This window comes from Oryzihumus sp. (assembly GCF_036391795.1).
Lineage (GTDB): Bacteria > Actinomycetota > Actinomycetes > Actinomycetales > Dermatophilaceae > Oryzihumus.
Genome location: NZ_DASVZH010000153.1, coordinates 13961 through 37078, shown reverse-complemented (window position 1 = coordinate 37078; position 23118 = coordinate 13961). Strand labels below are relative to the sequence as shown.

Here is a 23118-nt window from a genome sequence, read left to right as displayed (position 1 = left end):
CGCGAGCTCTACCTCGAGTTCCGCGAGCGCGGCTTCGCCCCGGCCCCTTTGCTGGAGCACCTGGTCACGGCGGGCTACCTCGGCCGCAAGACCGGCCGCGGGTTCCGCACCTACGCCTGACACGCCCCCACAGCACCGCGGATGCCGCGCACGTCACCGGACGTGCGCGGCACACCGCTGCCCGGGCCTGAGAGACTGGACCCATGCCCCGGAGCAACCGACCCCGCCGCGGTGGTGCACCGCGAGGCCGGGGCGGTGAGGCGCCCCTCGACCTGGGCCGGGTCCTCGGCGGCATGGAGCGCCGCGAGTCCTTCGGCGGGGAGGACTGGTTCGTCCGCCACGTCTCCGGCGCCGGCTCGTCGAAGACCTACCGGTGCCCGGGCTGCCAGCAGGAGGTGGCCCCGGGCATCCCGCACGTCGTCGCCTGGCCCGCCGACGGGCTCGGCGGCGTCGACCAACGACGCCACTGGCACACCCCCTGCTGGTCGGCCCGCGACCGGCGACGACCCCAAGGATCGACGCGTTGACCCACGGACACGGCCACCACGAGATCCGCGCCAACACGGTGCTGCCGGCGCGGCGTGAGGACATCGAGCTGCACACCGCCGACGGGCTGACCCTGGTCGGTGAGCTGGCGCTGCCGCTGGACCGCGACCCCGTCGCCACGCTGGTCACGCTGCACCCGCTGCCGACGCACGGCGGCTACATGGACTCCCACGTCTACAAGAAGGCCTCCAACCGGCTGCCGGCGCTGGCCGACATCGCCGTGCTGCGCTTCAACACCCGCGGCACCTCCTCGCCGCGGGGCACGTCGCAGGGGACGTTCGACAACGCGGTGGGGGAGCGCTTCGACGTCGCCGCGGCCATCGAGTACGCCGAGTTCCACGACCTGCCGCACCGCTGGCTGGTCGGCTGGTCCTTCGGCACCGACCTGGCGCTGATGTACGGCAACGACCCGGCGGTCGAGGGGGCGATCCTGCTCAGCCCGCCGCTGCGGTTCAGCCGGCCCGAGCACCTGCAGGCCTGGGCGCAGGGCGGCAAGCCACTGGTGGCGCTGGTGCCGGAGCACGACGACTACCTGCAGCCGGCCGAGGCGGCCGAGCGGTTCGCCGTCGTGCCGCAGGCCAAGGTGGTCGGCGTCGACGGCGCCAAGCACCTGTGGGTCGGGGAGACCTACGTGCGCCGGGCGCTCGACGAGATCGTCGGCGTCGTGGCCCCCGACCGGGCCCCGCTGCCGCACACCTGGTCCGGACCAGTCGCCTGACGACGTGACGGGCGGCGTGACGGCCGGGGTGTCGTGACCACGACGGCCTCAGCGCAACGACGGGCGCCACGACCGGCGTCGCGAGGGCTCAGGCGCGCCGCTGCCGGGGCAGCAGCACCTCCTCGTAGATGAGCAGCATGCCCGCGGCGACCGGGATGGCCAGCAGCGCGCCGAGCATGCCCAGCAGGGTGCCACCGATCAGTGCCGCGATGATCGTGATGGCGCCGGGCACCGAGACGGTGCGCTGCATGATCCGCGGTGCCACCACGTAGTTCTCGATCTGCTGGTAGACGACGTAGTAGACGAGGGCGATGACCGCCTTCTTCGGCTCGTCGAAGAAGGCCACGGTGCAGACCACCGCGGCGCCCAGCGACGCGCCGACGAGCGGCACCAGGCCGAGCAGGCCGACAGCCACCGCCAGGACGGCGGCGTAGGGGATGCCGACGATCGTCATCATGATCCAGCTGCAGAAGGCGTTGACGGCCGCGACGGCCACCTGCCCGATGGCGTAGCTGCCGACCCGCCGCATGATCTCCTCGGACAGGGAGATGAACCGCGGGCGCCGGCTCGCCGGGACCATCGCGTAGGCCGCGTGCTTGATCTGCGGCAGCGACGCCAGGAAGTACAGCGTCAGGATCAGCACGGTGAAGAAGGCGAAGAAGCCGGTGAGGACAGCCCGGCCGGCGCCGAGCACGCCGCCGAAGACCTGGCTCATGAAGTTGCTGTCGGTGACCCGCTTCTGGAACTCGTGCTGGAAGCTCTGGATCACGTGGTAGTGGCTGTCGAGGTCCTTGACGACCTTGTTGTTCAGCAGGCTGTCGAGGTAGCCCGGCGCGCTCTGCGCCAGCGCCCCGCCCTGCTCGGCCACCGGCGGGACGACGAGGAAGCCCACGGCGACGAAGACCCCGGCCAGGCCGAGGAACACCACCGTGACGGCCAGCGCCCGGGGCAGCCCGCGGCGCACCAGCCACTCCACCAGCGGGTTCAGCGCCAGGGTGAGGAACAGCGCCACCAGCAGCAGCGTGAAGACCTGCGTCAGCTGCAGGAAGGCGTTGTAGAGGGCGTAGGCGATGAGCACCCCGAACGCGCCGACGAAGCCGACGTAGAACGGGGAGTGGCGGTTGAGCGGCTGGCCGGCCAGGCCGTACTGCGGCAGCGCCTGGGTGGGGGCCTGGCGCGGGGTCGGCTGCGGGGTCGACACAGGAGCTGGTGCCGGACCGGTCCCCGGGGCGGGCTTCGGGCCGGGCGGCGGCCCGGGCGCGGCGCCCTCGCCGTCGGTCGCCGGCTCCTCAGCGGTTTCGGTCCAGCCGGGGTCCTCGTAGGTCGTGTCGTCGTCGATCACGACCGGGACGCGGTTGCTCTCACGCAACGTTGCCCGCTGACGCCGACGGAACTCGGACCACCGCTCCCACATGACTGGACCTCCCGCGGCGAGCCTAGTCGGCGCGGGAGGTCCAGTGAGCGCACATCGAGCCGGACGGCTCAGGGCAGATCGAGCCGGACGGCTCAGGCGTTGCGGAACCGGTTGATCGCGGCCTCCAGCGGGGCGCGCTTGGCCGGGTTGCTGACGCCCAGGCCCGGCTCCGGCGCGAGGGCCAGGACGCCGACCTTGCCCTGGTGCAGGTTGCGGTGGACGTCGTAGGCCGCCTGGCCCACGTCGTCCAGCGCGTAGGTCCTGGACAGGGTCGGGTGGATCAGCCCGCGGTTGATCAGGTCGTTGGCCTCGTAGGCCTCGCGGTAGTTGGCGAAGTGCGAGCCGATGATCCGCTTGAGGTTCATCCACAGGTAGCGGTTGTCGTACTCGTGCATGAAGCCCGAGGTCGAGGCACAGGTGACGATCGTGCCGCCCTTGCGCGCGACGTAGACCGAGGCGCCGAAGGTCTCCCGGCCCGGGTGCTCGAAGACGATGTCGGGGTCCTTGCCGCCGGTGAGCTCGCGGATCTTGGCGCCGAAGCGCTTCCACTCCCGCGGGTCCTGGGTGCTCTCGTCCTTCCAGAACCTGTAGCCCTCGGCGTTGCGGTCGATGACCAGCTCGGCACCCATGGCCTTGCAGATGTCGGCCTTGTCCGGGCTGGAGACCACGCACACCGGGGTGGCCCCCGAGGCCAGCGCCATCTGGGTGGCGTAGGAGCCCAGGCCGCCGCTGGCGCCCCAGATCAGGACCGTGTCACCCAGCTTCATCCCGGCGCCGTTGCGGGAGACCAGCTGGCGGTATGCCGTGCTGTTCACCAGGCCGGGGGAGGCGGCCTCCTCCCACGTGAGGTGGTCGGGCTTGGGCATGAGCTGGTTGGCCTTGACCAGGGCCAGCTCGGCCATGCCGCCGAAGTTGGTCTCGAAGCCCCAGATCCGCTGCTCCGGGTCGAGCATCGTGTCGTTGTGGCCGTCGGGGTGCTCGAGCTCGACCGACAGGCAGTGGGCGACGACCTCGTCACCGGGCTTCCAGGCGTGCACGCCTGGACCGGTGCGCAGGACGACGCCGGACAGGTCGGAGCCGACGATGTGGTACGGCAGGTCGTGCCGCTTGGCCAGCGGCGAGGTGCGCCCGTAGCGCTCGAGGAAGCCGAAGGTCGACACCGGCTCGAAGATCGAGGTCCACACGGTGTTGTAGTTGATCGCGCTGGCCATCACGGCGACGATCGCCTCGCCCGGGCCGAGCTCGGGCACGGGCACCTCGTCCAGGTGCAGGCTCTTGCGCGGGTCCTTGTCCCGGCTGGGCTGGCCCTCGAACATCCCGGCCTCGTCCTTGTGCACCGTCACGGCGCGGTAGGACTGCGGGATCTCGAGGTTGGCGAAGGTCTCCTGCGAACGGTCGCCGGAGAGGATGGCGTCGCGGATGGCCTGCATGGTCGTACTCCTCAGGTGGGGGAGACCGGCTCGCGGTCATGCGTGGGCTGCGGCCGAAACTACTGTCGGGTAGCCGCTCTTGGGCAGGGACTGAGAGCCCGGCCACACGGTGACCTGCATCACCGGTGTCCGACCGCCCTCAGGCGTGGGCGTCGGAGCCGGGCAGTCCGCACAGGGCCGAGACCGTCGTCAGCTCGTAGCCGTCGGCCTTGAGCCCGGTGATGATCGCGTCGAGGTGGACGATGGTCACGAGCCGGTCCGCGGGTCCGGTGTCGTGGGCGAGGATCACCGACCCCGGGCGCACCGTGCTGCGGAGGTAGCCGGTGATGCCCTCGGGGTGCTGGACGTAGAGGTTCTCGCGCATCTGGGCGCTCCAGAGCACGGTCGTGAGGCCCTGCTCGGCGGCGGCGAGCAGCGACGACCCCCCGAGGTGCCCGTAAGGCGGGCGGAACAGGGTCGGGCGCACCCCGTAGGCGTGCTCGATCTCGGCGGTGGTGCGCTCCAGCTGGTCGGTGCAGGCGGGGTGGTCCAGCCGGGCGAGGTCGGGGTGGTCCCAGGTGTGGTTGCCGATCTCGTGGCGCCCCACGGAGTCGCGGTGGATGGCCGCGTGCCGGCGCACGTTGACGCCCTTGACGAAGAACGTAGCCGGCACGTCATGCCGGGCCAGCGCCTCGAGCACGCGTGGGGTCCAGTCGGGCATCGGCCCGTCGTCGAAGGTCAGGGCCACCCGGCGGGTCGCGGTCTGCCCGGACCAGACGACTGCCCCGGACGGAGCATGCGGGGCGGACAGGTCGGGCCGCACTGCCGAGGCGTAGCCGCCGTAGAACGGCAGGTGCGCGCTCTCCGGGGCGGCGGCGGCGCGGTCGGCGGCAAACAGCCCCAGCGCGCCGGCGGCGGCTCCGCCGGCACCGGTCAGCAGCTCCCGCCTGTTCAGCCCCACCCCGTGATGGTAGGTCGGCTCCCTCCGGCACGGGAGCCGGTTCCCCTCGAACCGCTCACAGCGGTCAGGTGGGCGTGCCACACTCGGTCGGTCCGGGCGGGGGCCCGATCTGTCGGAGGGGGCAGGGTGAAGCGCAGCGTCCTGGGCGGCGCCACCGTGGCGACGGTGGCTCTGGCGGCGCTCCTCGTGGGCGCGACGCCGCGCACGGCACCGGCCCAGCCGCGGCTCGCCACGGGTCCGGGGTGGAGCCGGGGCTGGCGCCCCAGCGACGAGGTGGCCGGTGACGAGGCGTGGCTCGCCGAGGGCACTGTGCCCGGGGAGGGCCGACGGTGGCGCCCCATGGTGCGCGCGGCCCTGCTCGACCTGCACCGCCTCATCGGGCCCGGCGGAGCCGTCGCCGCCGGACCGGTCAACGGATGGAACTACGTCTGGCCCCGCGACACCGCGTTCGTCGCTGCCGCCCTGGCCCACGCCGGGCACGTGCAGGACGCCGAGCAGGCGCTGCGCTTCCTGCAGCGCGTGCGGCTGCCGGACGGAGGCTTCCAGGCGCGCTACCGGCTGGACGGCAGCGGTCCGCCGGACCAGCGGCCGCGGCAGGCCGACGGTGCGGGTTGGGCGCTGTGGTCCCTGGAGGAGGTGTCCCGGGTCAGTGGCCGGTCCGTCACCGCCGCGTCGCTGCGACCGCTGCTGGACGACTCGACCCGCTTCGTCCTGGCGGGCACCGACGAGGGCCGGCGGCTGCCGTCACCCTCGCCCGACTACTGGGAGATGCCGGTGACCCGCACCTCCCTGGGCACGGTCGCGCCGTTGCTCGCGGGCCTGCGGGCCAGCCAGCGTCTCTACGACTCTCTCGGGGAGACCGCGCTCGCGCAGCGGTCGGGCGCGGCGGCGGACCGGCTCGAGGCGGCGCTCGCGCGGCGCTTCGGAGGCCGCTTCGAGCGCTTCGGGCAGCTCGGCGGCCTCGACGCCGCGGTGTGCTTCCTCATGCCGCCGTTCGCCGCCACCGCGACCGCGGCCGTGCAACGCCGGTGGAACGACTACCAGGACGAGGCCCTGCGCCCGGCCGGGGGGCTGGCACCCGGCACGGCGTGGAGGCAGGACGGGATCTCGTGGACGCCGGAGACCGCCCTCGTGGCCTACACCGCCGCCCTGAGCGGCCACACCCGGCAGGCCGAGCACTGGCTGGACTGGCTGCAGGCGCACCGGACCTCCTGGGGGAGCCTGCCCGAGAAGGTGCTGGGCAGTGGCGCACCGGCCGGACCCGCCCCGCTGGCCTGGACCTCCGCGCTCGTGGTGCTCACGGCAGCCGGGCTGCCGACCGGCGCGGTCGGTGAACAGCCCCAGGACCGCCACCGCGGCACCGTGAACCTGGGCCGCGCCTGAACCGGGGCAGTGCCCGTCTCAGTGCCCGGAGGCCGTCGCCGGCTCGACCAGCTCGACGAGGATGCCGCCGGCGTCCTTGGGGTGGATGAAGTTGACCCGGCTGTTGGACGTCCCTCGCTTGGGCACGTCGTAGAGCAGTCGCAGCCCACGCTCGCGGAGCACGCGGCATACCGCGTCGATGTCCTCGACCCGGTAGGCGAGCTGCTGCATGCCCGGGCCGGAGCGCTCGAGGAACTTGGCGATCGTCGACGCGGGGGACAGCGGCGCGAGGAGCTGGATGCAGGAGCCGGAGTCGCCGACGGCCATCATCGCCTCGCGCACCCCCTGCTCCTCGTTGACCTCCTCGTGGGCCAGGGCCATGCCGTAGGTGTCGCGGTAGAACGCGATCGCCTCGTCGAGGTCGGGGACGGCCACACCGACGTGGTCGATGGCCGTGAACAGGTGCGTCGGGAGGGCTGACATGCCCGCCAGACTAGGCAGCCGCCCGGGCCGCGGACAGCAGCCGTCGCTGTGGCCCTCACCACGATTCACAGCGGTATCCCGCGGGCTAGAGTGACGCTGAAACCACACCTGGCGTTGGAGGCTTGGCATGAGCACGGACCGTCCCACTTCAGTCATCGTCGCCGGCGCGCGGACCCCGATGGGTCGCCTGCTCGGTTCGCTGAAGGGCTTCTCGGGCGCGGACCTCGGCGGGGTCGCGATCAAGGGCGCACTGGACAAGGCCGGGGTCAGCGGTGACCAGGTCGACTACGTGATCATGGGCCAGGTGCTGCAGGCCGGCGCCGGCCAGATCCCCGCCCGCCAGGCCGCGGTCAAGGCCGGCATCCCGATGACCGTCCCGGCGCTGACCATCAACAAGGTCTGCCTCTCCGGCATCGACGCGATCGCCCTGGCCGACCAGCTGATCCGCGCCGGCGAGTTCGAGGTCGTCGTCGCCGGCGGCCAGGAGTCGATGACCAACGCCCCGCACTTCCTGGAGAAGTCCCGCGAGGGCTACAAGTACGGCGACGTCACCATGCGCGACCACATGGCCTTCGACGGCCTGTGGGACGCGTTCACCGACCAGGCCATGGGGCTGCTGACCGAGCAGGCCAACACGGGCGACCTGGAGTTCACCCGCGAGGCGCAGGACGAGTTCTCCGCGCGCAGCCACCAGCTGGCCGCCAAGGCGTGGAAGGACGGCCTGTTCGACGACGAGGTCGTGCCGGTCTCCATCCCGCAGCGCAAGGGCGACCCGATCGAGTTCAAGTCGGACGAGGGCATCCGCGCCGACACGACCGCGGAGTCGCTGGGCAAGCTGCGTCCCGCGTTCAGCAAGGACGGCACCATCACGGCCGGCTCCGCCTCGCAGATCTCCGACGGCGCCGCGGCCGTGGTCGTCATGAGCAAGGCCAAGGCGCAGGAGCTGGGCCTGTCCTGGATCGCCGAGATCGGCGCCCACGGCGTCGTCGCCGGCCCCGACTCCTCGCTGCAGAGCCAGCCCGCCCGTGCCATCGCCCTCGCCTGCCAGAAGGAGGGCATCACCCCGGCCGACCTCGACCTGGTCGAGATCAACGAGGCGTTCGCCGCGGTCGGCCTGGCCTCCACCAAGGAGCTGGGCATCGACCCCGAGATCGTCAACGTCAACGGCGGCGCGATCGCCCTCGGCCACCCGATCGGCATGTCCGGCGCGCGGATCGCGCTGCATCTGGCCCTCGAGCTCAAGCGCCGCGGTGGCGGTGTCGGTGCGGCGGCGCTGTGCGGTGGCGGCGGACAGGGCGACGCCCTGATCGTCCGCGTCCCGCAGGCCTGAGTCCCCCCGCGACAGAGAGCGAGCCCATGGCATCGCGCCCCGTTGACGTGCCCGCCCTGGTCGAGTCGGCCAGGGCGGGCTCACCGCGTGCCGTCGCGCGGTTGATCTCCCTCGTCGAGGACGGTCACCCCGCGCTGCGGGAGGTGATGGCCGCTCTGGCCCCGCACACCGGCCGGGCGCACGTCATCGGGGTCACCGGCAGCCCCGGCGTGGGCAAGTCGACCTCGACCAACGCGCTCGTCGGGGCGTTCCGTGCCCGCGGGCAGCGCGTGGGCGTGCTCGCCGTGGACCCGTCCTCGCCGTTCTCCGGCGGGGCCCTGCTCGGGGACCGGGTGCGGATGCAGGACCACGCGCTCGACCCGGAGGTCTACATCCGGTCGATGGCCAGCCGCGGCCACCTCGGCGGCCTGTCGTGGACGACGCCCCAGGCGCTGCGGGTGCTGGACGCGGCCGGTTGCGAGGTGGTCCTCGTCGAGACGGTCGGGGTGGGCCAGAGCGAGGTCGAGGTCGCCGGGCTGGCGGACACGACCATCGTGCTGCTGGCGCCGGGCATGGGTGACGGCATCCAGGCCGCCAAGGCCGGCATCCTGGAGATCGGTGACCTGTTCGTCGTCAACAAGGCCGACCGCGAGGGCGCCGACGCCACGGTCCGCGACATCCGCCACATGATCAGCCTCGGTGACCGCACCGAGCCCAACCTGTGGCGGCCGCCGGTGGTCAAGACCGTTGCCGCACAAGGCGAAGGCGTCGACGAGGTCATGGAGTCGATCGACAAGCACTTCGCCTGGATGGAGTCCACCGGGGTGCTGCGCGAGCGGCGGGTGCGCCGCGCGGGCGACGAGATCGAGGCCATCGCGCTGCAGGCCCTGCGCCAGCGGATGGGCGACCTGCGCCACGGCAACGGCGTCGACGAGCTGGCCGCCCAGGTGGTGGACGGGACGACCGACCCGTATGCCGCCGCGGACCAGGTCGTCGCCGCCCTCACCTGAGCCCATGCAGGTCATGGGCCACCGGATGTCGGTGCAGGACACGTTGTGGCTGCACATGGACCGTCCGGACAACCTCATGGTCATCGACTGCGTCTTCTGGACCGCGTCGCCGGTGACCCTCGAGGAGGCGCGGCAGGTGATGCAGGAGCGCCTGGTCGACCGGTTCCCGACCTTCCGGTGCCGGCCCGTCCGCTCGCTGCTGCCCGGTGCGCCCGCCTCGTGGGAGCCCGACCCCGACTTCGCCATCGACCGGCACGTCGTGGTGGGCAGGGCCCCCACTGCCGACCGGGCCGGGCTCGAGCAGCTCCTCAGCGAGCAGCGCAGTGTGCCGCTGCCGGACGACCGGCCGATGTGGGTGGCCCACGTCGTCCCGCAGGTCGAGGGGGGCTCGGCGGTGGTCATGCGCCTGCACCACGCCATCGCCGACGGCATCCGGCTCACCCAGGTCGCCCTTGGTCTCTTCGACGACGACGGCGAGGACGTCGACGGCGGCAGGACCGGCGCTGACGCCGCGCCGCGGACCGGTGAGAAGCCTTCAGGGACAAGGCTGGCCGCAGGACTGCGCGCCCTGGCCGACGCCACGCTCGGGCGCCTGCCCGTCGCCGGCGCACTCGCCGGGCCGGTGGGCGAGCTGTCCGGCGCCCTGGCCGATGCGGCGTTGGAGCAGGTGGGCAGGACGGTGCGCACGGCGGGAGCCATCGCGCCGCTGCTGTCCCTGCCGGCCGAGGTGCCCCAGTCCTGGCGGCGTCCGCTGGGGGTCGGCAAGACCGTCGTCTGGGGCAACCCGATCCCGCTGGACCAGGTCAAGGCGGTCGGGCGGCGCACCGGCGGCACGGTCAACGACGTCCTGACGACCTGGCTCGCGGGGGCGCTTGCCCGCCACCTCACCGGTCAGGGTGACCAGCCGTGCCCCACGACGTGGCTCATGCCGGTCAACCTCAAGCCGTTCGACGAGAACCTGCCCCCCAATCTGGGCAACCACTTCACCGTCGTGCCGCTGGAGCTGCCCTCGGGCACCGAGCCGCTCGCCGAGCGGATCGCGATCCTGCAGGAGCGCACCGCTGCGCTGCGCGACTCGCACACCGCAACCCTCATGTATGCCGCGCAGCTGGTCGGGAGCCAGACCCCCGAACCCCTGGCCCGCTTCCTGGCCGACCTCGTGGCCGACCGCGGCGTCGGGGTGCTCACCAACGTCCCCGGACCGCGGCACCCCGTCTTCTTCGCGGGGGCGAGGGTCGCCGGGATGGTGGCGTGGGCACCGTGCACGGCACGGCAGCCGATCTCGGTGAGCATCTTCTCCTATGACGGCCAGGTCTTCGTCGGCTTCGCGTGCGACGACGGGGTCATCCCCGACGCCGCGGCGCTGCTGCAGGCCTTCCACGACGAGGTGGCCGGGTCCCTGCCCTGACCGGGGCCGGAAAACCGGGTGAGCCGGCCGAGTCCTCGAACCTAGCCTGAGGGACGTGCACATCCGCAGGGTGGACGTCCACGACGACGCCGAGCTCGGCGAGGCCCACGCGGTCCTCGACGCCGCGCTGCGGCACGAGCGGCCCTACGCCGTGCCCTGGCCCCTGCGCGAGCTGGCCGTCGACCTGCGCAACCCGGCGCCGGGGGAGTGGATGGGCGCCTGGGCGGCCTGGGCCGGGGGCGACGTGGTCGGCATGGCGTGGGTCTGGGAGTCCCTGGTCGACAACACCGACAAGTCCTGGCTGCAGGTCTGCGTCGACCCGCGGCACGGTCGTCGAGGCGTCGGCTCGGCCCTGGCGGAGCAGGTGGTCGCCTGCTGCGTCGCCGCCGGGCGCACCGTCCTGCTCAGCGAGTCGGCCTACCCCGAGGCCAGGGCCGCCGACCACGGCTACCGCCGGTTCGCCGAACGGCATGGCTTCCGGCTGGCCAGCACCGAGGTGCACCGGGTCCTCGACCTGCCCGTCGCGGACGGGCGCCTGCACGGGCTCGCCGCCGCCGCGGCACCGCATCACACGGCATACCGGCTGGAGACGTTCGCGGGGGACGTGCCCGAGGAGCTGCTGCCCTCGCTGTGCCACGTGCGCAACCACCTCGCGGTCGACGCGCCCACCGGAGAGATCGACTACGAGCCCGAGGCCGAGACACCGGAGCTGTACCGGGAGCGGGAGGTGCGGCTGCGCGAACAGGGCCGGGTGCGCCTGACCTCACTGGGCGTCGCGCCGGGTGGTGAGGTGGTCGCCTACACCGACCTCGCCGTGACCCCGGACGAGCCGGAGCACGTGCACCAGTGGGGCACCATGGTGCGCGGCGACCACCGGGGGCACCGGCTTGGCCTGGGCCTCAAGGTCCGCAACCTGCAGGTCCTGCAACGGTCCTGGCCGGGGGTGCGGCTGGTCCACACGGGCAACGCCGACGTCAACGCGCACATGATCGGCATCAACGAGGCGCTCGGCTTCCGGGTCGTCGAGCTGCTGCCGGAGTTCCAGCGGCGGGTCGACGGCTGAGGACGGTCAGCGGGCCGCGACCGTGGCCTCGTCCCGCGCCGCGGCCGCCTCGACCTCCAGCAGGGACTCGTTGTGGCGCTCCGCCTCGAACGCCGCGCGCCCACCGCGCAGCCCGAACAGCCGCTTGGTCCACAGCAGGTAGACCACGGCGAAGACGTTGAGGACGAACGCGCCGGCGCGCAGGACGGTGACCTTCTCGAAGAGCTCGTAGACCTCCAGCGGGATGAACACCCCGGTCCCGACCACCGCGACGTACTCACCCCAGCGCTTCATCAGCCACAGGCCCACGGCCTCCAGCAGCTCGAGCGCGCCGTACGCGAGCACACCGAGGGCCACCAGCAGCAGCGTCGAGTGGGAGGCGGCGAAGGCCTCCTGGAGCAGGTGCACCGGCCCGGCGTTCTGCAGGTCGACCCCCAGCCGGTCGGCCAGCGGGCGCAAGGTCGGCAGGTAGGAGTCGAAGACCCGCTGGAGCGCCTGCCGCGAGCCGTCGAACCGCCAGATGCCGTAGGCCAGCGCCACGAGCAGGAGGCCGCGCACCCCGCGCTCGACGGCGAGGAACCGCAGGACGAAGGCGTCCCGCAGGGCCCGCCCGCGCAGCACGATCGGCGCGTCCTCGGCCGGCCCGCGACCACGCGGCTCTCCCAGCACGTAGTCACCGCAGCGCAGGCATCGCCACGCGTCCCCGGCCGGCGTGGGCGCGTGCAGGCGACGGGCCAGAGCCTCCTCGTCGGGGGCGTACGTCGCATGGCCGTGCCGCCCGCACGAGCGCAGGTTCCAGTCGAAGTGCCGCAACGGTCCTCTGGCCACGGGTCGAGCCTACGTCGGTCGACAACGCGGACCCTGACAAATGACCTGCTCGCGCGCGTGTCAGGGCCCTAGGGTCGGGCCCTGACGGGGAGGAGGACGCCGTGTGGGCAGCCATGAGGTACCGGCGGGTGCAGGGACTGGTCATCGCCGGCCTGGCCGCCCTGATCACCGTGTGCCTGTGCTTCGCGCCGCTGTATGAGCGGGCACTGGACCAGGCCCTCGTGCGCAAGGCGCTCGACCGTGCGCCGGCGACCACAACCGGCCTGATGCTGACCTCTGCCAGTGGACGGGAGACCACCCGGCTGATGTCGGTGCCGGACCTGACCGCCATGGTTCCGGCGTCGCTGGTGCAGGCGTCCCGGCAGCCGCTGGTCAGCACGACGATCCACATCGCCCTCGGGGACGGCCGCGACGCCGGTGCGCCGGACGGCCTCATCACGACCCGCACCGGCATGTGCCAGCACATCACCCTCACCTCGGGCCGCTGCCCCTCGGCTCGCGGGGAGGTCGCCGTCACCGCGGCGGAGGCCGCGCTGCGGCACTGGCACGTGGGGCAGCAGCTCGTGGTCAGCGAGGTCGTGCCTGCCGTCGTCGGCCGGGACGCCCCGCACAAGACCCTGACCGTCTCCGGGACCTACCGGCAACGGCCCGGGGAGTACTGGTTCGGCCAGCTGCTCGGCGGCCGCTCCGGCACCTCCGACCCGTTCACCGGGCAGGAGCACCTGGACGCCTGGCTCGCCGCACCGGACACGCTGGCGGGCCGGCCGGCCAGCGCCGGCCGCCCGGGCGCGAACGGCACGTACGTCCCCTCGGACGGCACGACCGACCCGACCGTGGGCTGGATCGCGCCCGCGAACGAGGTCGACCTACCACTGCGGACGGAAGCCGTGGGCGTCGACGAGCTGCCGGGGCTGGCCCAGGCCGTCACCGGGGTGCAGGCGGCGGCGGTGAGCAGCCCCAAGGCGGTCAGGGCGCGCAGCAACCTGCCGGCGATCGCCGCCGACGTGGCCACCGGCCAGGGGCAGGCAGCGGTGATCGTGCCCCTGCTCATGGCTCAGGTCGGGCTCCTGGCCGTGGTCGTGCTCTGGCTCGTCCTGGCCGCGGCCATCGAGCAGCGCCGCCCCGAGGTGGCCCTGGCCCGGCTGCGCGGCCGCGGCCGGGCAGGAGCGCGGCGCCTCCTGCTCGGCGAGCTCGGCGCCATGGTCCTTGCCGGTGTCCCCGTCGGGTTCGTGCTTGCCTTCGTGCTCAGCGCGCTGGCCCGCCACCTGTGGCTGGTCCCGGGTGTGCCGTTCGAGCTCCCTGCCGGTGCACCACTCGCGGCGCTCGTGGCGGCCGCCCTGTCCATGGCCGCGGTCCTGCTCGCCACGCGCACCGCCACCCGTGAGCCGATCGTGGCCCTGCTGCGACGGGTGCCTGTCCGTCGGCACGGCTGGGCCCTGGGCATCGCCGACGCGGTCGTGGTCGCCGTCGCGGCGGCCGGGGTGCTCGCGCTCGTGAGCGGCAACCTGTCCGGTCCGCTGGCGCTGGCCACGCCGGCCCTGCTCGCGCTCGCCGTCGGCGTGCTGCTCGCCCACGTCCTGGTGCCCGTCACCGCGGCGGCCGGTCGACGCGCCCTGGCCCGTGGACGGGTCGTCCGTGGCCTCACCGCCCTGCAGATCGCCCGGCGCCCGGCCGTGCGTCGGGTTGTCACGACCATCACGGTGGCGACCGCGATCGCGGTCTTCGCCAGCGATGCGGTGGTGGTGGGGGAGCGCAACCGCCACGACCGCGCGGCGGCCGAGGTCGGTGCTGCGGCCGTCCTCGACGTGGTGGGCGGCCCGGTGGGCCCGCTGCGGTCGGCTCTGGCCTCGGTCGACCCGACCGGGCGGCTCGCCACCCCCGTCATCCGGGTGGGCGCCGTCGGCGAGGGCAGCACCACCACCCAGGCGGTGGTCCCGGACCAGTTCGCGCGGATCGCCCAGTTCCCGGGGCAGCCCGCGAGCCGGATCCGCTGGTCCGCGCTCGCGCCCCCCGCCACGGCGCCGCTGGTCATCACCGGCAGCCAGCTGCGGACGACCATCACGGGGGAGAGCGTCGGCACCCAGCCGCCCGGAGCGCCGACCGGCGGGCTGCCGCTGTCCCAGCAGCTGCCGCGGGTCGGTGTGCAGCTCGTCCTCGCCGACAGCTCCCGCGCCAGCCTGGACCTCGGCATGATCCCGTTCGGCGCGACCGCACCCCGCGTCCTGTCATCGCCGGTGAGCTGCGCCAAGGGGTGCCGCGTCGCGGCCATCACGGTCGACGCGCCTGCCTCCCGCTACGCGGTCACCTCCGGGTCGTTCGTGCTCGGCCGGCTCGACGTGGACGGCGCCCCGGTGTCCTGGGGCGGTGACGGATCATGGCTGGCCAGTGACAGCTCCGGATCCGGCCGGGACGACATCGCCGCGAGCGTGGCAGGGTCCTCGCTCCGGGTCCACTACTCCGACGCCGGCTCCTCGGAGGTGGTCCTGCAGCACGCCTCGGTGCCGGTGAACCTGCCGGCGCTGCTCGCCGGGTCGCTGCCGACGGGGACGACCCCTCAGTCCTTCTCCTCGCCCCGGCTCGACGGCCAGGCTCGCGAGATGCACGTCGCCGGTGAGGTCCCCTTCGCCCCCGGCGGGACTCCTGACACCGTCCTGGTCAATCTCGAGACGCTGCAGCGCGAGGGTGGAGTCCTCGACCCCCTGGCGACCACCCAGGTGTGGCTCGCGCGCTCCGACCCCGCGCTCGTGGGACGCGTCACCGCGGCGCTGCGCCATGCCGGCCTCGAGGTCCTCGGTGTCACGACCACCGAGAGCGTCGCCAGCGGATACGCCGGGTCGGCCTCGGCCTGGGGGTTGCAGCTGGCCCTGCTCGTCGGAGTCGCGGCGCTGTTCATGGCCGCACTCGTCCTGATCGTGGTCGTCTCCACGTCCTGGCGCCTGCGGGCCCGTGACCACGCCGCCCTGCGACTGGTCGGGATCACGACGCGGGACCTGCGCCGGGTGACGCTTCGTGAACAGGTGCTCGTCGTGGTGCCGGCCGTGCTGACCGGAGCGGTGTGCGGCGTGGCCGGCGCGGCGCTGGCCCTGCCGATCATCCCGCTGTTCACCACACCTCCCCGCTTGCCGCTGCCGCCGTCGGGCTCGTCCTGGCCGGCGGTGCTCGCTGCTGCCGCGGTGGCCATGGTGGTGCTGCTGGCCGTCGCGGTGCGGGTCGGGCAGGGCCTGTCCACGCGCGCCACCCTCGAGCGGGTCCGGGAGGTGCTGTGAACGGTGCCGTGAACCGCGGGATGCCGGTGCGGACCACGGGCCTGGTCCACATCTACCGCGCCGACGGACACGACGTGGCGGCGCTCTCCGGGGTCGACCTGAGCGTCGAGGCGGGCGACATGGTCGGCCTCCTCGGACCGTCCGGCTCGGGCAAGTCCACTTTGCTGACCCTCTTCGGCGGCCTGCTGCGCCCGAGCGCGGGCAAGATCCACGTCGGCGAGCACGAGCTGTCGGCCCTGCCCGAACCCGCGCTGGACGAGCTGCGCGCCCGCGACATCGGCCTGGTGCTGCAGGGTGCCGCGCGCAACCTGCTGCCCTACCTGACCCCGGTGCAGAACGTCGAGTTCGCCCAGGGCGCCGCCCGGCGCCAGGGGGTCTCCTCGTTGCCCAGCCCGGCGGAGGTGCTCGAGCTCGTGGGGCTGCACCGCCACGCCCGGAGGCCGCTGACGGCGCTGACGCCCGGCCACCTGCAGCTGCTCGCGGTCGGTGTCGCGGTCGCTACGCTCCCGGGGTTGCTACTGGCGGACGAGCCGACCAGCCAGCTCGACCACGAGGCGCGGGCCACCGTGCTGGACACCCTCGCCCGGGTCAACCGCGAGTTCGGCACCACCGTCGTCCTGGTCACCCACGACCCCGAGGTCGCCGCTGCGATGCGGCGCACGGTGACCATCCGCGACGGGCGCATCGGGGGAGAGGGCCGCGACGGCGAGGAGTTCGCCGTGGTGTCCGCTGACGGTGCCCTGCCCCTGCCGCCCCACGTGCTCGACGTCCTGCCGCCGGGGACGCTCGTGCGCGTCCACCTCGAGGACGGCACCATCCAGCTGCTGCCCCAGGGACAGGAGGACCGGTCATGAGCGCACCGACGGTGCGGGTCGAGGGCGTGTGCGTGGCCTACGACGGGGAGCCGGCGTTGCACGACGTGTCGTTCACCGTGCACCCCGGCACCCTGCTCGCCGTCACCGGTCCCTCGGGTGCCGGCAAGTCCTCGCTGCTGTGGGCGATCAGCGGTGCGCAGCCGCTCGCCGCCGGCACCGTGCACGTCGGCGACCAGCCGGTGAGCGGCCACGAGGAGGCGGTGCGGCTGGGGGTCACCCTCGTGCCGCAGGGCAACGGCCTGGCCTCGATGCTCAGCGCCGAGGAGAACGTCGTGGTGCCGCTGCTCGCCGCCGGCGTGCCCGCCGGGGAGGCGTGGGAGCAGGCCGGCGCGGCGCTGGAGTCCACCGGGCTGGGCGAGTCCGGCGGCCACCTGGTCGAGGAGCTCTCCGGCGGACAGCAGCAACGCGTGGCGGTCGCCCGGGCCCTCGCCCAGCGCGCGGCCGTGATCCTGGCCGACGAACCGACCAGCGACGTCGACGCCGGCAACCGGGAGCGGGTGGTCGCCCTGCTGCGGGCCGAGGCCCGGCGCGGTGCCGTGGTCATCATGTCCACCCACGACCCGGAGGCGGCGGCCGCCTCGGACGCCGAGCTCGCGCTGCACGAGGGCGTCATGACCGTGGTCCGCGCTCCGAGGTGAGCCTCCCCCCACCACCACCCACCTAGGATCGGTCCATGCTCGTCGCCTTCTCCGTCGCCCCGTCCGGCTCCTCCGACCCCGCCGACTCCACCGGCTCCGTCAGCGACGCCGTCGCCGCGGCGGTCGCCGTGGTCCGCGAGTCCGGCCTGCCCAACCGCACCGACTCGATGTTCACCACGCTCGAAGGCAGCTGGGAGGAGTGCATGGACGTCGTGCGCCGCGCCTGCGACGCCGTCGGGCAGTACGGCCCGCGGGTCTCGCTGGTGCTCAAGGCCGACATCCGCCCCGGGTTCACCGGCGAGCTGGAGGGCAAGGTGACCCGCCTCGAGGAGGCGGTGGCGCGGCATACCGGGCAGGGGTCGTGAACGGCGGGTATGCCGTGCGGCCGGCTGCCGCGGCCGACGCCGACTCCCTGGGTCGCGTCCACATCGCTGTCTGGCAGGAGGCCTACGCCGGGCTGATGCCGGCCGACTACCTGCAGGGGCTGAGTGTGGAGAACGCGCAGGAGCGCTGGCGGCTGCGCCTGGAGGTCGACGAGCCGGACTCGGTGCTCGTGGTCGCCACCGCCGACGAGGAGCTGATCGGCTTCGCCACGGGCGGCCCGACCCGCGACGAGGACGCCCCGACCGTGTGGGAGCTCTACGCGATCAACGTCCTGGCGGCCCACCACGGGACCGGCCTGGCCGACGAGCTGGTGGCTGCGGTGGTCGGCGACCGGCCCGCGTCGCTGTGGGTGCTGGTGGACAACGCGCGGGCGCAGGCGTTCTACCGCCGGCACGGGTTCGCGCCCGACGGGGCGGCCAAGGTGCACGAGGGCACGGGGGCGCCCGAGATCCGGATGGTGCGGGGAGTGGCCGCCCGCGCGCACTAGCGTGTGGCCGTGCCCACCCGCGTCTCGTTGCCCTTCGACCCGATCCGCCGGGCCGCCGAGCTCTGGCGCGCCCGCTGGGGTGGCCGCTCGCAGGTGGCGGCCATGGCTTCGGCGACCTCGGTCATGCGCGTGCAGCAGCTGCTCATCGGCGACTTCGACGCCATCGTCGGGCGGCACGGGCTGACCTTCGCCCGCTACGAGGCACTGGTGCTGCTGGCGTTCAGCCGTCACGGCCAGCTGCCCATGAGCAAGGTGGGGGAGCGGCTCATGGTGCACCCCACCAGCGCCACGAACATCGTCCAGCGGCTGGCCGCCCAGGGCTTCGTCGAGCGCCGGCCCAACCCCGAGGACGGCCGCGGCACGCTGGCGGTCATCACCGACGCCGGCCGCGAGGTGATGGAGGCAGCGACGACCGACCTCGTCGCCGCCGGCTTCGGCCTGGGGTCGCTCAGCGCCGCCGAGCACGAGGAGCTGTTCCGGCTGCTGCGCAAGGTGCGCGTCGCGGCCGGCGACTTCCACGAGCAGTAGCCCTCTGCGCACGACAGGGTCGCTCCGGGCCGCGGAGGGCGGGCCACAGCAACTGTCCTGCGCCAAGGTGCGGTGCCCACTCGTCATACCTGTCCCGGCGTTGCAGCCGGCCCCGTGACAACTACTAGGACGTCCAAGTAAATTGGAGGGCATGACCTCCCCGCAGCCGTCCTCCGCCATGCCGTCCGACACCGGGTCCGGCCGTTCCCGCTGGCAGGAGCGCTACGACGCCGCCCAGACCCGGGGGCAGGTGCGCGATGCGGACTTCACCACGCTGTCGGGCCTGGAGGTCGACCCGGTCTACGGGCCGGGCGACGGCACCGAGGTGCCCGAGCGCATCGGCTGGCCGGGGGAGTTCCCCTTCACCCGCGGCCTGCACGCCACGGGCTACCGGGGCCGCGCGTGGACCATCCGGCAGTTCGCCGGCTTCGGCAACGCCGAGCAGACCAACGAGCGCTACAAAATGATCCTGGCCCGCGGTGGCGGCGGCCTGTCCGTCGCCTTCGACATGCCCACGCTCATGGGCCGGGACTCCGACGAGCCGCTGTCCCTCGGCGAGGTCGGGCACTGCGGCGTGGCGATCGACTCGGCGGCCGACATGGAGGTGCTGTTCAAGGACATCCCGATCGGGGACGTCACCACCTCGATGACGATCAGCGGCCCGGCGGTGCCGGTCTTCTGCATGTACCTCGTCGCCGCCGAGCGGCAGGGCGTCGACGTCGGCGTGCTCAACGGCACCCTGCAGACCGACATCTTCAAGGAGTACATCGCGCAGAAGGAGTGGCTCTTCGCCCCCGAGCCGCACCTGCGCCTGATCGGCGACCTCATGGAGTACTGCGCCGAGAGGATCCCGGCCTACAAGCCGCTGTCGGTCTCCGGCTACCACATCCGCGAGGCCGGCTCCACGGCTGCGCAGGAGCTGGCGTTCACCCTGGCCGACGGCTTCGGCTACGTCGAGTTGGGCCTGTCCCGCGGCCTGGACGTCAACACCTTCGCGCCCGGTCTGTCGTTCTTCTTCGACAGCCACCTGGACTTCTTCGAGGAGATCGCCAAGTTCCGCGCGGCCCGGCGCATCTGGGCCCGGTGGATGCGCGACGTCTACGGCGCGACGAGCGACAAGGCGCAGTGGCTGCGCTTCCACACCCAGACCGCCGGTGTCTCGCTGACCGCGCAGCAGCCCTACAACAACGTCGTGCGCACTGCGGTCGAGGCGCTCGCGGCGGTGCTCGGCGGCACGAACTCGCTGCACACCAACGCCCTCGACGAGACCCTTGCCCTGCCGACCGAGCAGGCCGCCGAGATCGCCCTGCGCACGCAGCAGGTGATCATGGAGGAGACCGGCGTGGTCAACGTCGCCGACCCGCTCGGCGGCAGCTGGTACGTCGAGGCGCTCACCGACCGGATCGAGGCCGAGGCCGAGGCGATCTTCGACAAGATCCTCTCGATGGGGGCGACCGACCTGCGTGCCGCCGACACCGCCGGCCTGGCCGAGCAGGTGCGCCGCAGCACCGGTCACGCCACCGGCGGCGTCTGGCCGATGACGAGCGGCATCCTGCGCGGCATCGAGGACGGCTGGTTCATGTCCGAGATCGCCGAGTCCGCCTTCCAGTACCAGACGGCGCTGGAGAAGGGTGACAAGAGGGTCGTCGGCGTCAACTGCCACACGGAGTCGGTCAGCCACGAGCTGGAGATCCTGCGAGTCAGCCACGAGGTCGAGCGCGAGCAGGTGCGCGTGCTCGCCGAGCGCAAGGCGGGCCGGGACGACGCGGCCGTGTCGGCGGCGCTGGCGCGGATGCTCGAGGTCGCCGAATCCGACGGCAACATGATCCCGGCGATGCTGGACGCCGTGCGGGCGGAGGCCACGCTGGGCGAGATCTGCAACGCGCTGCGCGACCGCTGGGGGATCTACCGCGAGCCGGCCCGCTTCTGAGCCCGGGCGTCGGCGACGTCGACGAGCAGGGCGATCAGCGCCTCGACGAAGTCGGCGTCGGCAGCGCCGGTCATCAGGGCCCGGTGCAGCACCGTCCCGACGACGAGGTCGCCGAGCAGGTCGACGTCGACCGACCCCGGGTCGATCTCGCCCCGGGCGATGCCGCGCTGCACGCAGTCCCCGACGATGCCGTGCAGCTTCTCGGCCAGCGTGCCGCGCACGAGGGTGCCGACCCCGTGCGGGTCGCGCGCGCTCTCGGCCAGCAGCGCGGCATACGCGCCGCTGATGGAGGGGTCGGACAGCAGCGCCGCGGCCTGGCCGATGCCCTCGTGCAGGTCGGCGAGCAGCGACCCCTGGTCGGTCAGGGTGATGGCGTCGAACGTCGCGGCCACCGCGTCGACCGCGAGCTCGACCTTGCTCGGCCAGCGGCGGTAGACCGTGGTCTTGGCCACACCCGCCTCCTGGGCCACCTGCTCGATCGACATGCGGGCCACGCCCTCCCGCGCCAGCACGACGCGCGCGGCGTCGGCGATGGCCTGCTCCGTGGCGGCGCGCCGCGGCCGGCCGGGCGGGCGCTTGGTGCTCGGCGTGGGGGCGGAAGGCATTCCGTGATCATGCCATCGCCGGCTCGGGATCGACCGTGATGGATTTGTGTCGGGCCTCCCGGGTGGGCCATGGTGGACCGGATAACCGGTGCCTGGGGGCGCGCCACGACCACGTTCCCCGACACGAAGGACGACATCGTGACCACAGCGACACGACGCGCCCTCGGCCTCTCGGTGGCCGTGGTGGGCGCTGTCCTCGCGATCCTCGGCCTCTGGCTGTGCGTGACCCTCGGCCCGTCCGGGGGCGCCACCTTCGGCTCCCGCGAGACGCAGACCGGGGCGCTCACCATCGAGCCCAAGGTCCTCAACGCCCTTGACGTGCCCGCCGAGGTGACCGTCTCCCGCAAGGACGGCGGCCCGCTGTGGGTCGGCCTGGCCGGTGCCTCTGACGCCTCGGCCGTGCTGCGCGATGCCCGGCGGACCACCGTCACGGGGGTCTCCTGGCCGTCGGGGTCGATGACCTCCGCGCGGAGCGGCTCCACCGCGATGCCGGACGTCACCACCGCCGACGTATGGCGGGTGAGCCAGCAGGAGCGCGGCTCCGCCAGCGTCGTGGTCGCCCAGGGCCAGGGCCCCGAGACACTGGTCGTCGCCGCCCCCGGCGGCGCTCCGCTGCCCGACGTGGACGTGACGGTCGCCTGGCACCACAAGACCTGGTTCTTCCTGTCGCTGCTGCTCCTGCTCGTCGGCGTCCTGCTCGCCGCAGGTGCCGGCTTCTTCCTCTGGCAGGACCTGACGGCCGCCCCCGCGCCGCAGGCCGGCGCCACCAGCCGCGGCAGCCGGCACCAGCACCGGCCCAACCTGCTGCCCCGGCGTCCGCGACGCGGCGGCAGCACGGACGGGGACGACGGCCCCGCCGACACCACGACCGACCGCACCGACCCCAGCGCCCCCGAGGAGGTGGACGCATGACCCGCCGCATCGCGACCATCACTGCCGCGGCAGCCGTCTGCCTGTCCCTGTCGGGCTGCGGGCTCGGCAAGGCCATCGCCGGTGTGCACGAGCCGCCGGCGCCGGTCACCGACATCGCCTCGGTGACCCCTGCGCAGGCTCGCGGGATCGTCGACCGGGTGTTCACCGCGGCCGGTCAGTCACGCTCTGGCGGCGGGGACGTCAACGCCGCCCGCACCGTGGCCTACACCGGCAATGCCCTGACCGCCGCCGTGGCCGACGCGCGCCTCGCCTCGGTCGCCCCGCAGGTGGGCGGCAACTCGCCGGCGATCGCCCCCGAGCAGCCCCGCATCCTGGCCCTGCCGCGGGGCGAGGGCTTCCCCCGCGTCATCGTCGTCCAGACGGTCCCGGACAAGGGCGGCCTGCCCGTCCTGCACCTCGTCACCTCCCCGGACGCGCGCACGCCGTACCGCATCGCCGAGTCGGCCACGATGCTCCCGGGCTCCAGCGTGCGGTCCTTCACCTCCCTGGCCAGCGGCTCCCGCCTGGTCACCGACGGCAAGGGCCTGGCGGTCGCGCCGCAGAGCCTGCTCGCGGACTACGCCAAGGGGCTCAGCTTCCCGGCGGCGAAGGTGGCCAACCCTCCGTACACCGACGACCGGTTCGCCAGCCAGGTGCGTGCCGGGGCCGCCCAGCAGGCGTCCGACGTGTCGAAGTTCGCGTCGTTCACGCAGACGCACACGGTGCAGCCGGACTCGGTCTTCGCCATCGCGCAGGACGGCGGTGGCGCTCTGGTCTTCGGCGTGCTGGAGCGCACCGACACCTTCACGGTGAAGAAGGCGGGCAGCTCGCTGACCGCCCCCAAGCAGTTCACCACCCTTGTGCCGGGCAAGACGAAGCTGACCAGCAAGGCGACGATGCGCACGCTGGAGATGGTCGTCTTCGCCGTCCCCAAGGGCTCGGGGCAGGCCACGCTGGTCGGAGCCACCGAGCACCTGGTCTCGGCCTCGGGGTCCTGACCCAC

At 73.3% G+C, this 23118-nt stretch carries 23 protein-coding genes; 17 read left to right on the top strand and 6 right to left on the bottom strand.

Translation table 11 applies throughout. From position 1 onward, the window contains the following. The 3 genes from VF825_RS08935 to VF825_RS08925 form a co-directional block, all read left to right on the top strand. On the top strand, positions 1-120 hold a 120-nt coding region (locus tag VF825_RS08935), incomplete at its 5' end, for a 3-hydroxyacyl-CoA dehydrogenase family protein (protein WP_331112349.1). A gap of 83 nt (positions 121-203) precedes the next feature. Next, positions 204-527 (top strand): hypothetical protein, encoded by a 324-nt coding sequence (locus VF825_RS08930; RefSeq protein WP_331112347.1) that lies wholly within the window; start codon positions 204-206, stop codon positions 525-527. Then, entirely contained in the window at positions 524-1264 is a 741-nt protein-coding gene (locus tag VF825_RS08925; RefSeq protein ID WP_331112345.1) for an alpha/beta hydrolase, read from the top strand. Before VF825_RS08930 ends, VF825_RS08925 begins: the two co-directional genes overlap by 4 nt. A gap of 88 nt (positions 1265-1352) precedes the next feature. On the opposite strand, the gene VF825_RS08920 is transcribed toward VF825_RS08925, so the two are convergent. The 3 genes from VF825_RS08920 to VF825_RS08910 form a co-directional block, all read right to left on the bottom strand. Then, positions 1353-2678 carry an AI-2E family transporter gene (locus VF825_RS08920; protein ID WP_331112343.1) on the bottom strand — a complete coding sequence of 442 codons (1326 nt, stop codon included), beginning with the start codon at positions 2676-2678 and terminating at the stop codon, positions 1353-1355. Positions 2679-2770: 92 nt separating this feature from the next. Next, positions 2771-4108, bottom strand: coding sequence for a crotonyl-CoA carboxylase/reductase (ccrA, locus tag VF825_RS08915; RefSeq protein WP_331112340.1), 1338 nt, complete (start codon positions 4106-4108; stop codon positions 2771-2773). A gap of 139 nt (positions 4109-4247) precedes the next feature. Then, the gene (locus VF825_RS08910) at positions 4248-5048 is read right to left on the bottom strand and encodes a polysaccharide deacetylase family protein (RefSeq protein ID WP_331112338.1); all 801 of its coding nucleotides are present in this window, start codon (positions 5046-5048) and stop codon (positions 4248-4250) included. 126 nt (positions 5049-5174) lie between these two features. Between VF825_RS08910 and VF825_RS08905 the strand changes: the two genes are divergently transcribed. Beyond that, positions 5175-6431 carry a glycoside hydrolase family 15 gene (locus VF825_RS08905; RefSeq protein WP_331112336.1) on the top strand — a complete coding sequence of 419 codons (1257 nt, stop codon included), beginning with the start codon at positions 5175-5177 and terminating at the stop codon, positions 6429-6431. An 18-nt stretch (positions 6432-6449) separates the two neighbouring features. Here the strand turns inward: VF825_RS08905 and mce are convergent, their stop codons facing one another. Then, positions 6450-6893: a methylmalonyl-CoA epimerase gene (gene mce, locus VF825_RS08900; RefSeq protein WP_331112333.1), complete on the bottom strand. Its 444-nt coding sequence runs from the start codon at positions 6891-6893 to the stop codon at positions 6450-6452. 127 nt (positions 6894-7020) lie between these two features. Here mce and VF825_RS08895 point away from each other — a divergent pair, with 127 nt between their 5' ends. Genes VF825_RS08895 through VF825_RS08880 form a run of 4 tightly spaced genes read left to right on the top strand, consistent with a single transcriptional unit; the run spans position 7021 to position 11683 of the window. Beyond that, positions 7021-8223 carry an acetyl-CoA C-acetyltransferase gene (locus VF825_RS08895; RefSeq protein ID WP_331112331.1) on the top strand — a complete coding sequence of 401 codons (1203 nt, stop codon included), beginning with the start codon at positions 7021-7023 and terminating at the stop codon, positions 8221-8223. Positions 8224-8249: 26 nt separating this feature from the next. Further along, entirely contained in the window at positions 8250-9212 is a 963-nt protein-coding gene (meaB, locus tag VF825_RS08890; protein WP_331112329.1) for a methylmalonyl Co-A mutase-associated GTPase MeaB, read from the top strand. Positions 9213-9216: 4 nt separating this feature from the next. Further along, a complete protein-coding gene (locus tag VF825_RS08885) occupies positions 9217-10620 on the top strand; it encodes a WS/DGAT domain-containing protein (protein ID WP_331112327.1) in 1404 nt (467 codons plus the stop codon). A 55-nt stretch (positions 10621-10675) separates the two neighbouring features. Then, complete coding sequence (locus VF825_RS08880) at positions 10676-11683, top strand: GNAT family N-acetyltransferase (protein WP_331112325.1); 1008 nt, start codon at positions 10676-10678, stop codon at positions 11681-11683. Positions 11684-11689: 6 nt separating this feature from the next. Here the strand turns inward: VF825_RS08880 and VF825_RS08875 are convergent, their stop codons facing one another. Beyond that, positions 11690-12490, bottom strand: coding sequence for a DUF2127 domain-containing protein (locus VF825_RS08875; protein ID WP_331112323.1), 801 nt, complete (start codon positions 12488-12490; stop codon positions 11690-11692). Positions 12491-12591: 101 nt separating this feature from the next. On the opposite strand from VF825_RS08875, the gene VF825_RS08870 reads away from it, so the two are divergent. From VF825_RS08870 to VF825_RS08840, 7 genes are all read left to right on the top strand, one after another. Then, positions 12592-15756 (top strand): FtsX-like permease family protein, encoded by a 3165-nt coding sequence (locus tag VF825_RS08870; RefSeq protein WP_331112321.1) that lies wholly within the window; start codon positions 12592-12594, stop codon positions 15754-15756. Beyond that, positions 15753-16610, top strand: a complete 858-nt coding sequence (locus VF825_RS08865) for an ABC transporter ATP-binding protein (protein ID WP_331112319.1) — start codon at positions 15753-15755, stop codon at positions 16608-16610. The genes VF825_RS08870 and VF825_RS08865 overlap by 4 nt, the downstream gene beginning before the upstream one ends. Then, a complete protein-coding gene (locus tag VF825_RS08860; protein WP_331112317.1) occupies positions 16607-17269 on the top strand; it encodes an ABC transporter ATP-binding protein in 663 nt (220 codons plus the stop codon). Before VF825_RS08865 ends, VF825_RS08860 begins: the two co-directional genes overlap by 4 nt. Before the next feature lie 35 nt (positions 17270-17304). Beyond that, positions 17305-17634: a thiamine-binding protein gene (locus tag VF825_RS08855; protein WP_331112315.1), complete on the top strand. Its 330-nt coding sequence runs from the start codon at positions 17305-17307 to the stop codon at positions 17632-17634. Beyond that, entirely contained in the window at positions 17631-18140 is a 510-nt protein-coding gene (locus tag VF825_RS08850; RefSeq protein ID WP_331112313.1) for a GNAT family N-acetyltransferase, read from the top strand. The genes VF825_RS08855 and VF825_RS08850 overlap by 4 nt, the downstream gene beginning before the upstream one ends. A 9-nt stretch (positions 18141-18149) precedes the next feature. Then, positions 18150-18668, top strand: a complete 519-nt coding sequence (locus tag VF825_RS08845) for a MarR family transcriptional regulator (RefSeq protein WP_331112311.1) — start codon at positions 18150-18152, stop codon at positions 18666-18668. A gap of 151 nt (positions 18669-18819) precedes the next feature. After that, positions 18820-20598 carry an acyl-CoA mutase large subunit family protein gene (locus tag VF825_RS08840; RefSeq protein WP_331112309.1) on the top strand — a complete coding sequence of 593 codons (1779 nt, stop codon included), beginning with the start codon at positions 18820-18822 and terminating at the stop codon, positions 20596-20598. On the opposite strand, the gene VF825_RS08835 is transcribed toward VF825_RS08840, so the two are convergent. Further along, on the bottom strand, positions 20574-21203 hold the full coding sequence (locus VF825_RS08835; RefSeq protein ID WP_331112307.1) for a TetR/AcrR family transcriptional regulator: 630 nt from the start codon (positions 21201-21203) through the stop codon (positions 20574-20576). The genes VF825_RS08840 and VF825_RS08835 overlap by 25 nt on opposite strands. Before the next feature lie 138 nt (positions 21204-21341). Here VF825_RS08835 and VF825_RS08830 point away from each other — a divergent pair, with 138 nt between their 5' ends. Both VF825_RS08830 and VF825_RS08825 read left to right on the top strand, forming a co-directional pair. Further along, the gene (locus tag VF825_RS08830; RefSeq protein ID WP_331112305.1) at positions 21342-22115 is read left to right on the top strand and encodes a hypothetical protein; all 774 of its coding nucleotides are present in this window, start codon (positions 21342-21344) and stop codon (positions 22113-22115) included. Continuing rightward, positions 22112-23113, top strand: a complete 1002-nt coding sequence (locus VF825_RS08825) for a hypothetical protein (protein ID WP_331112303.1) — start codon at positions 22112-22114, stop codon at positions 23111-23113. The genes VF825_RS08830 and VF825_RS08825 overlap by 4 nt, the downstream gene beginning before the upstream one ends. The last annotated feature ends 5 nt before the right edge of the window (positions 23114-23118 follow it).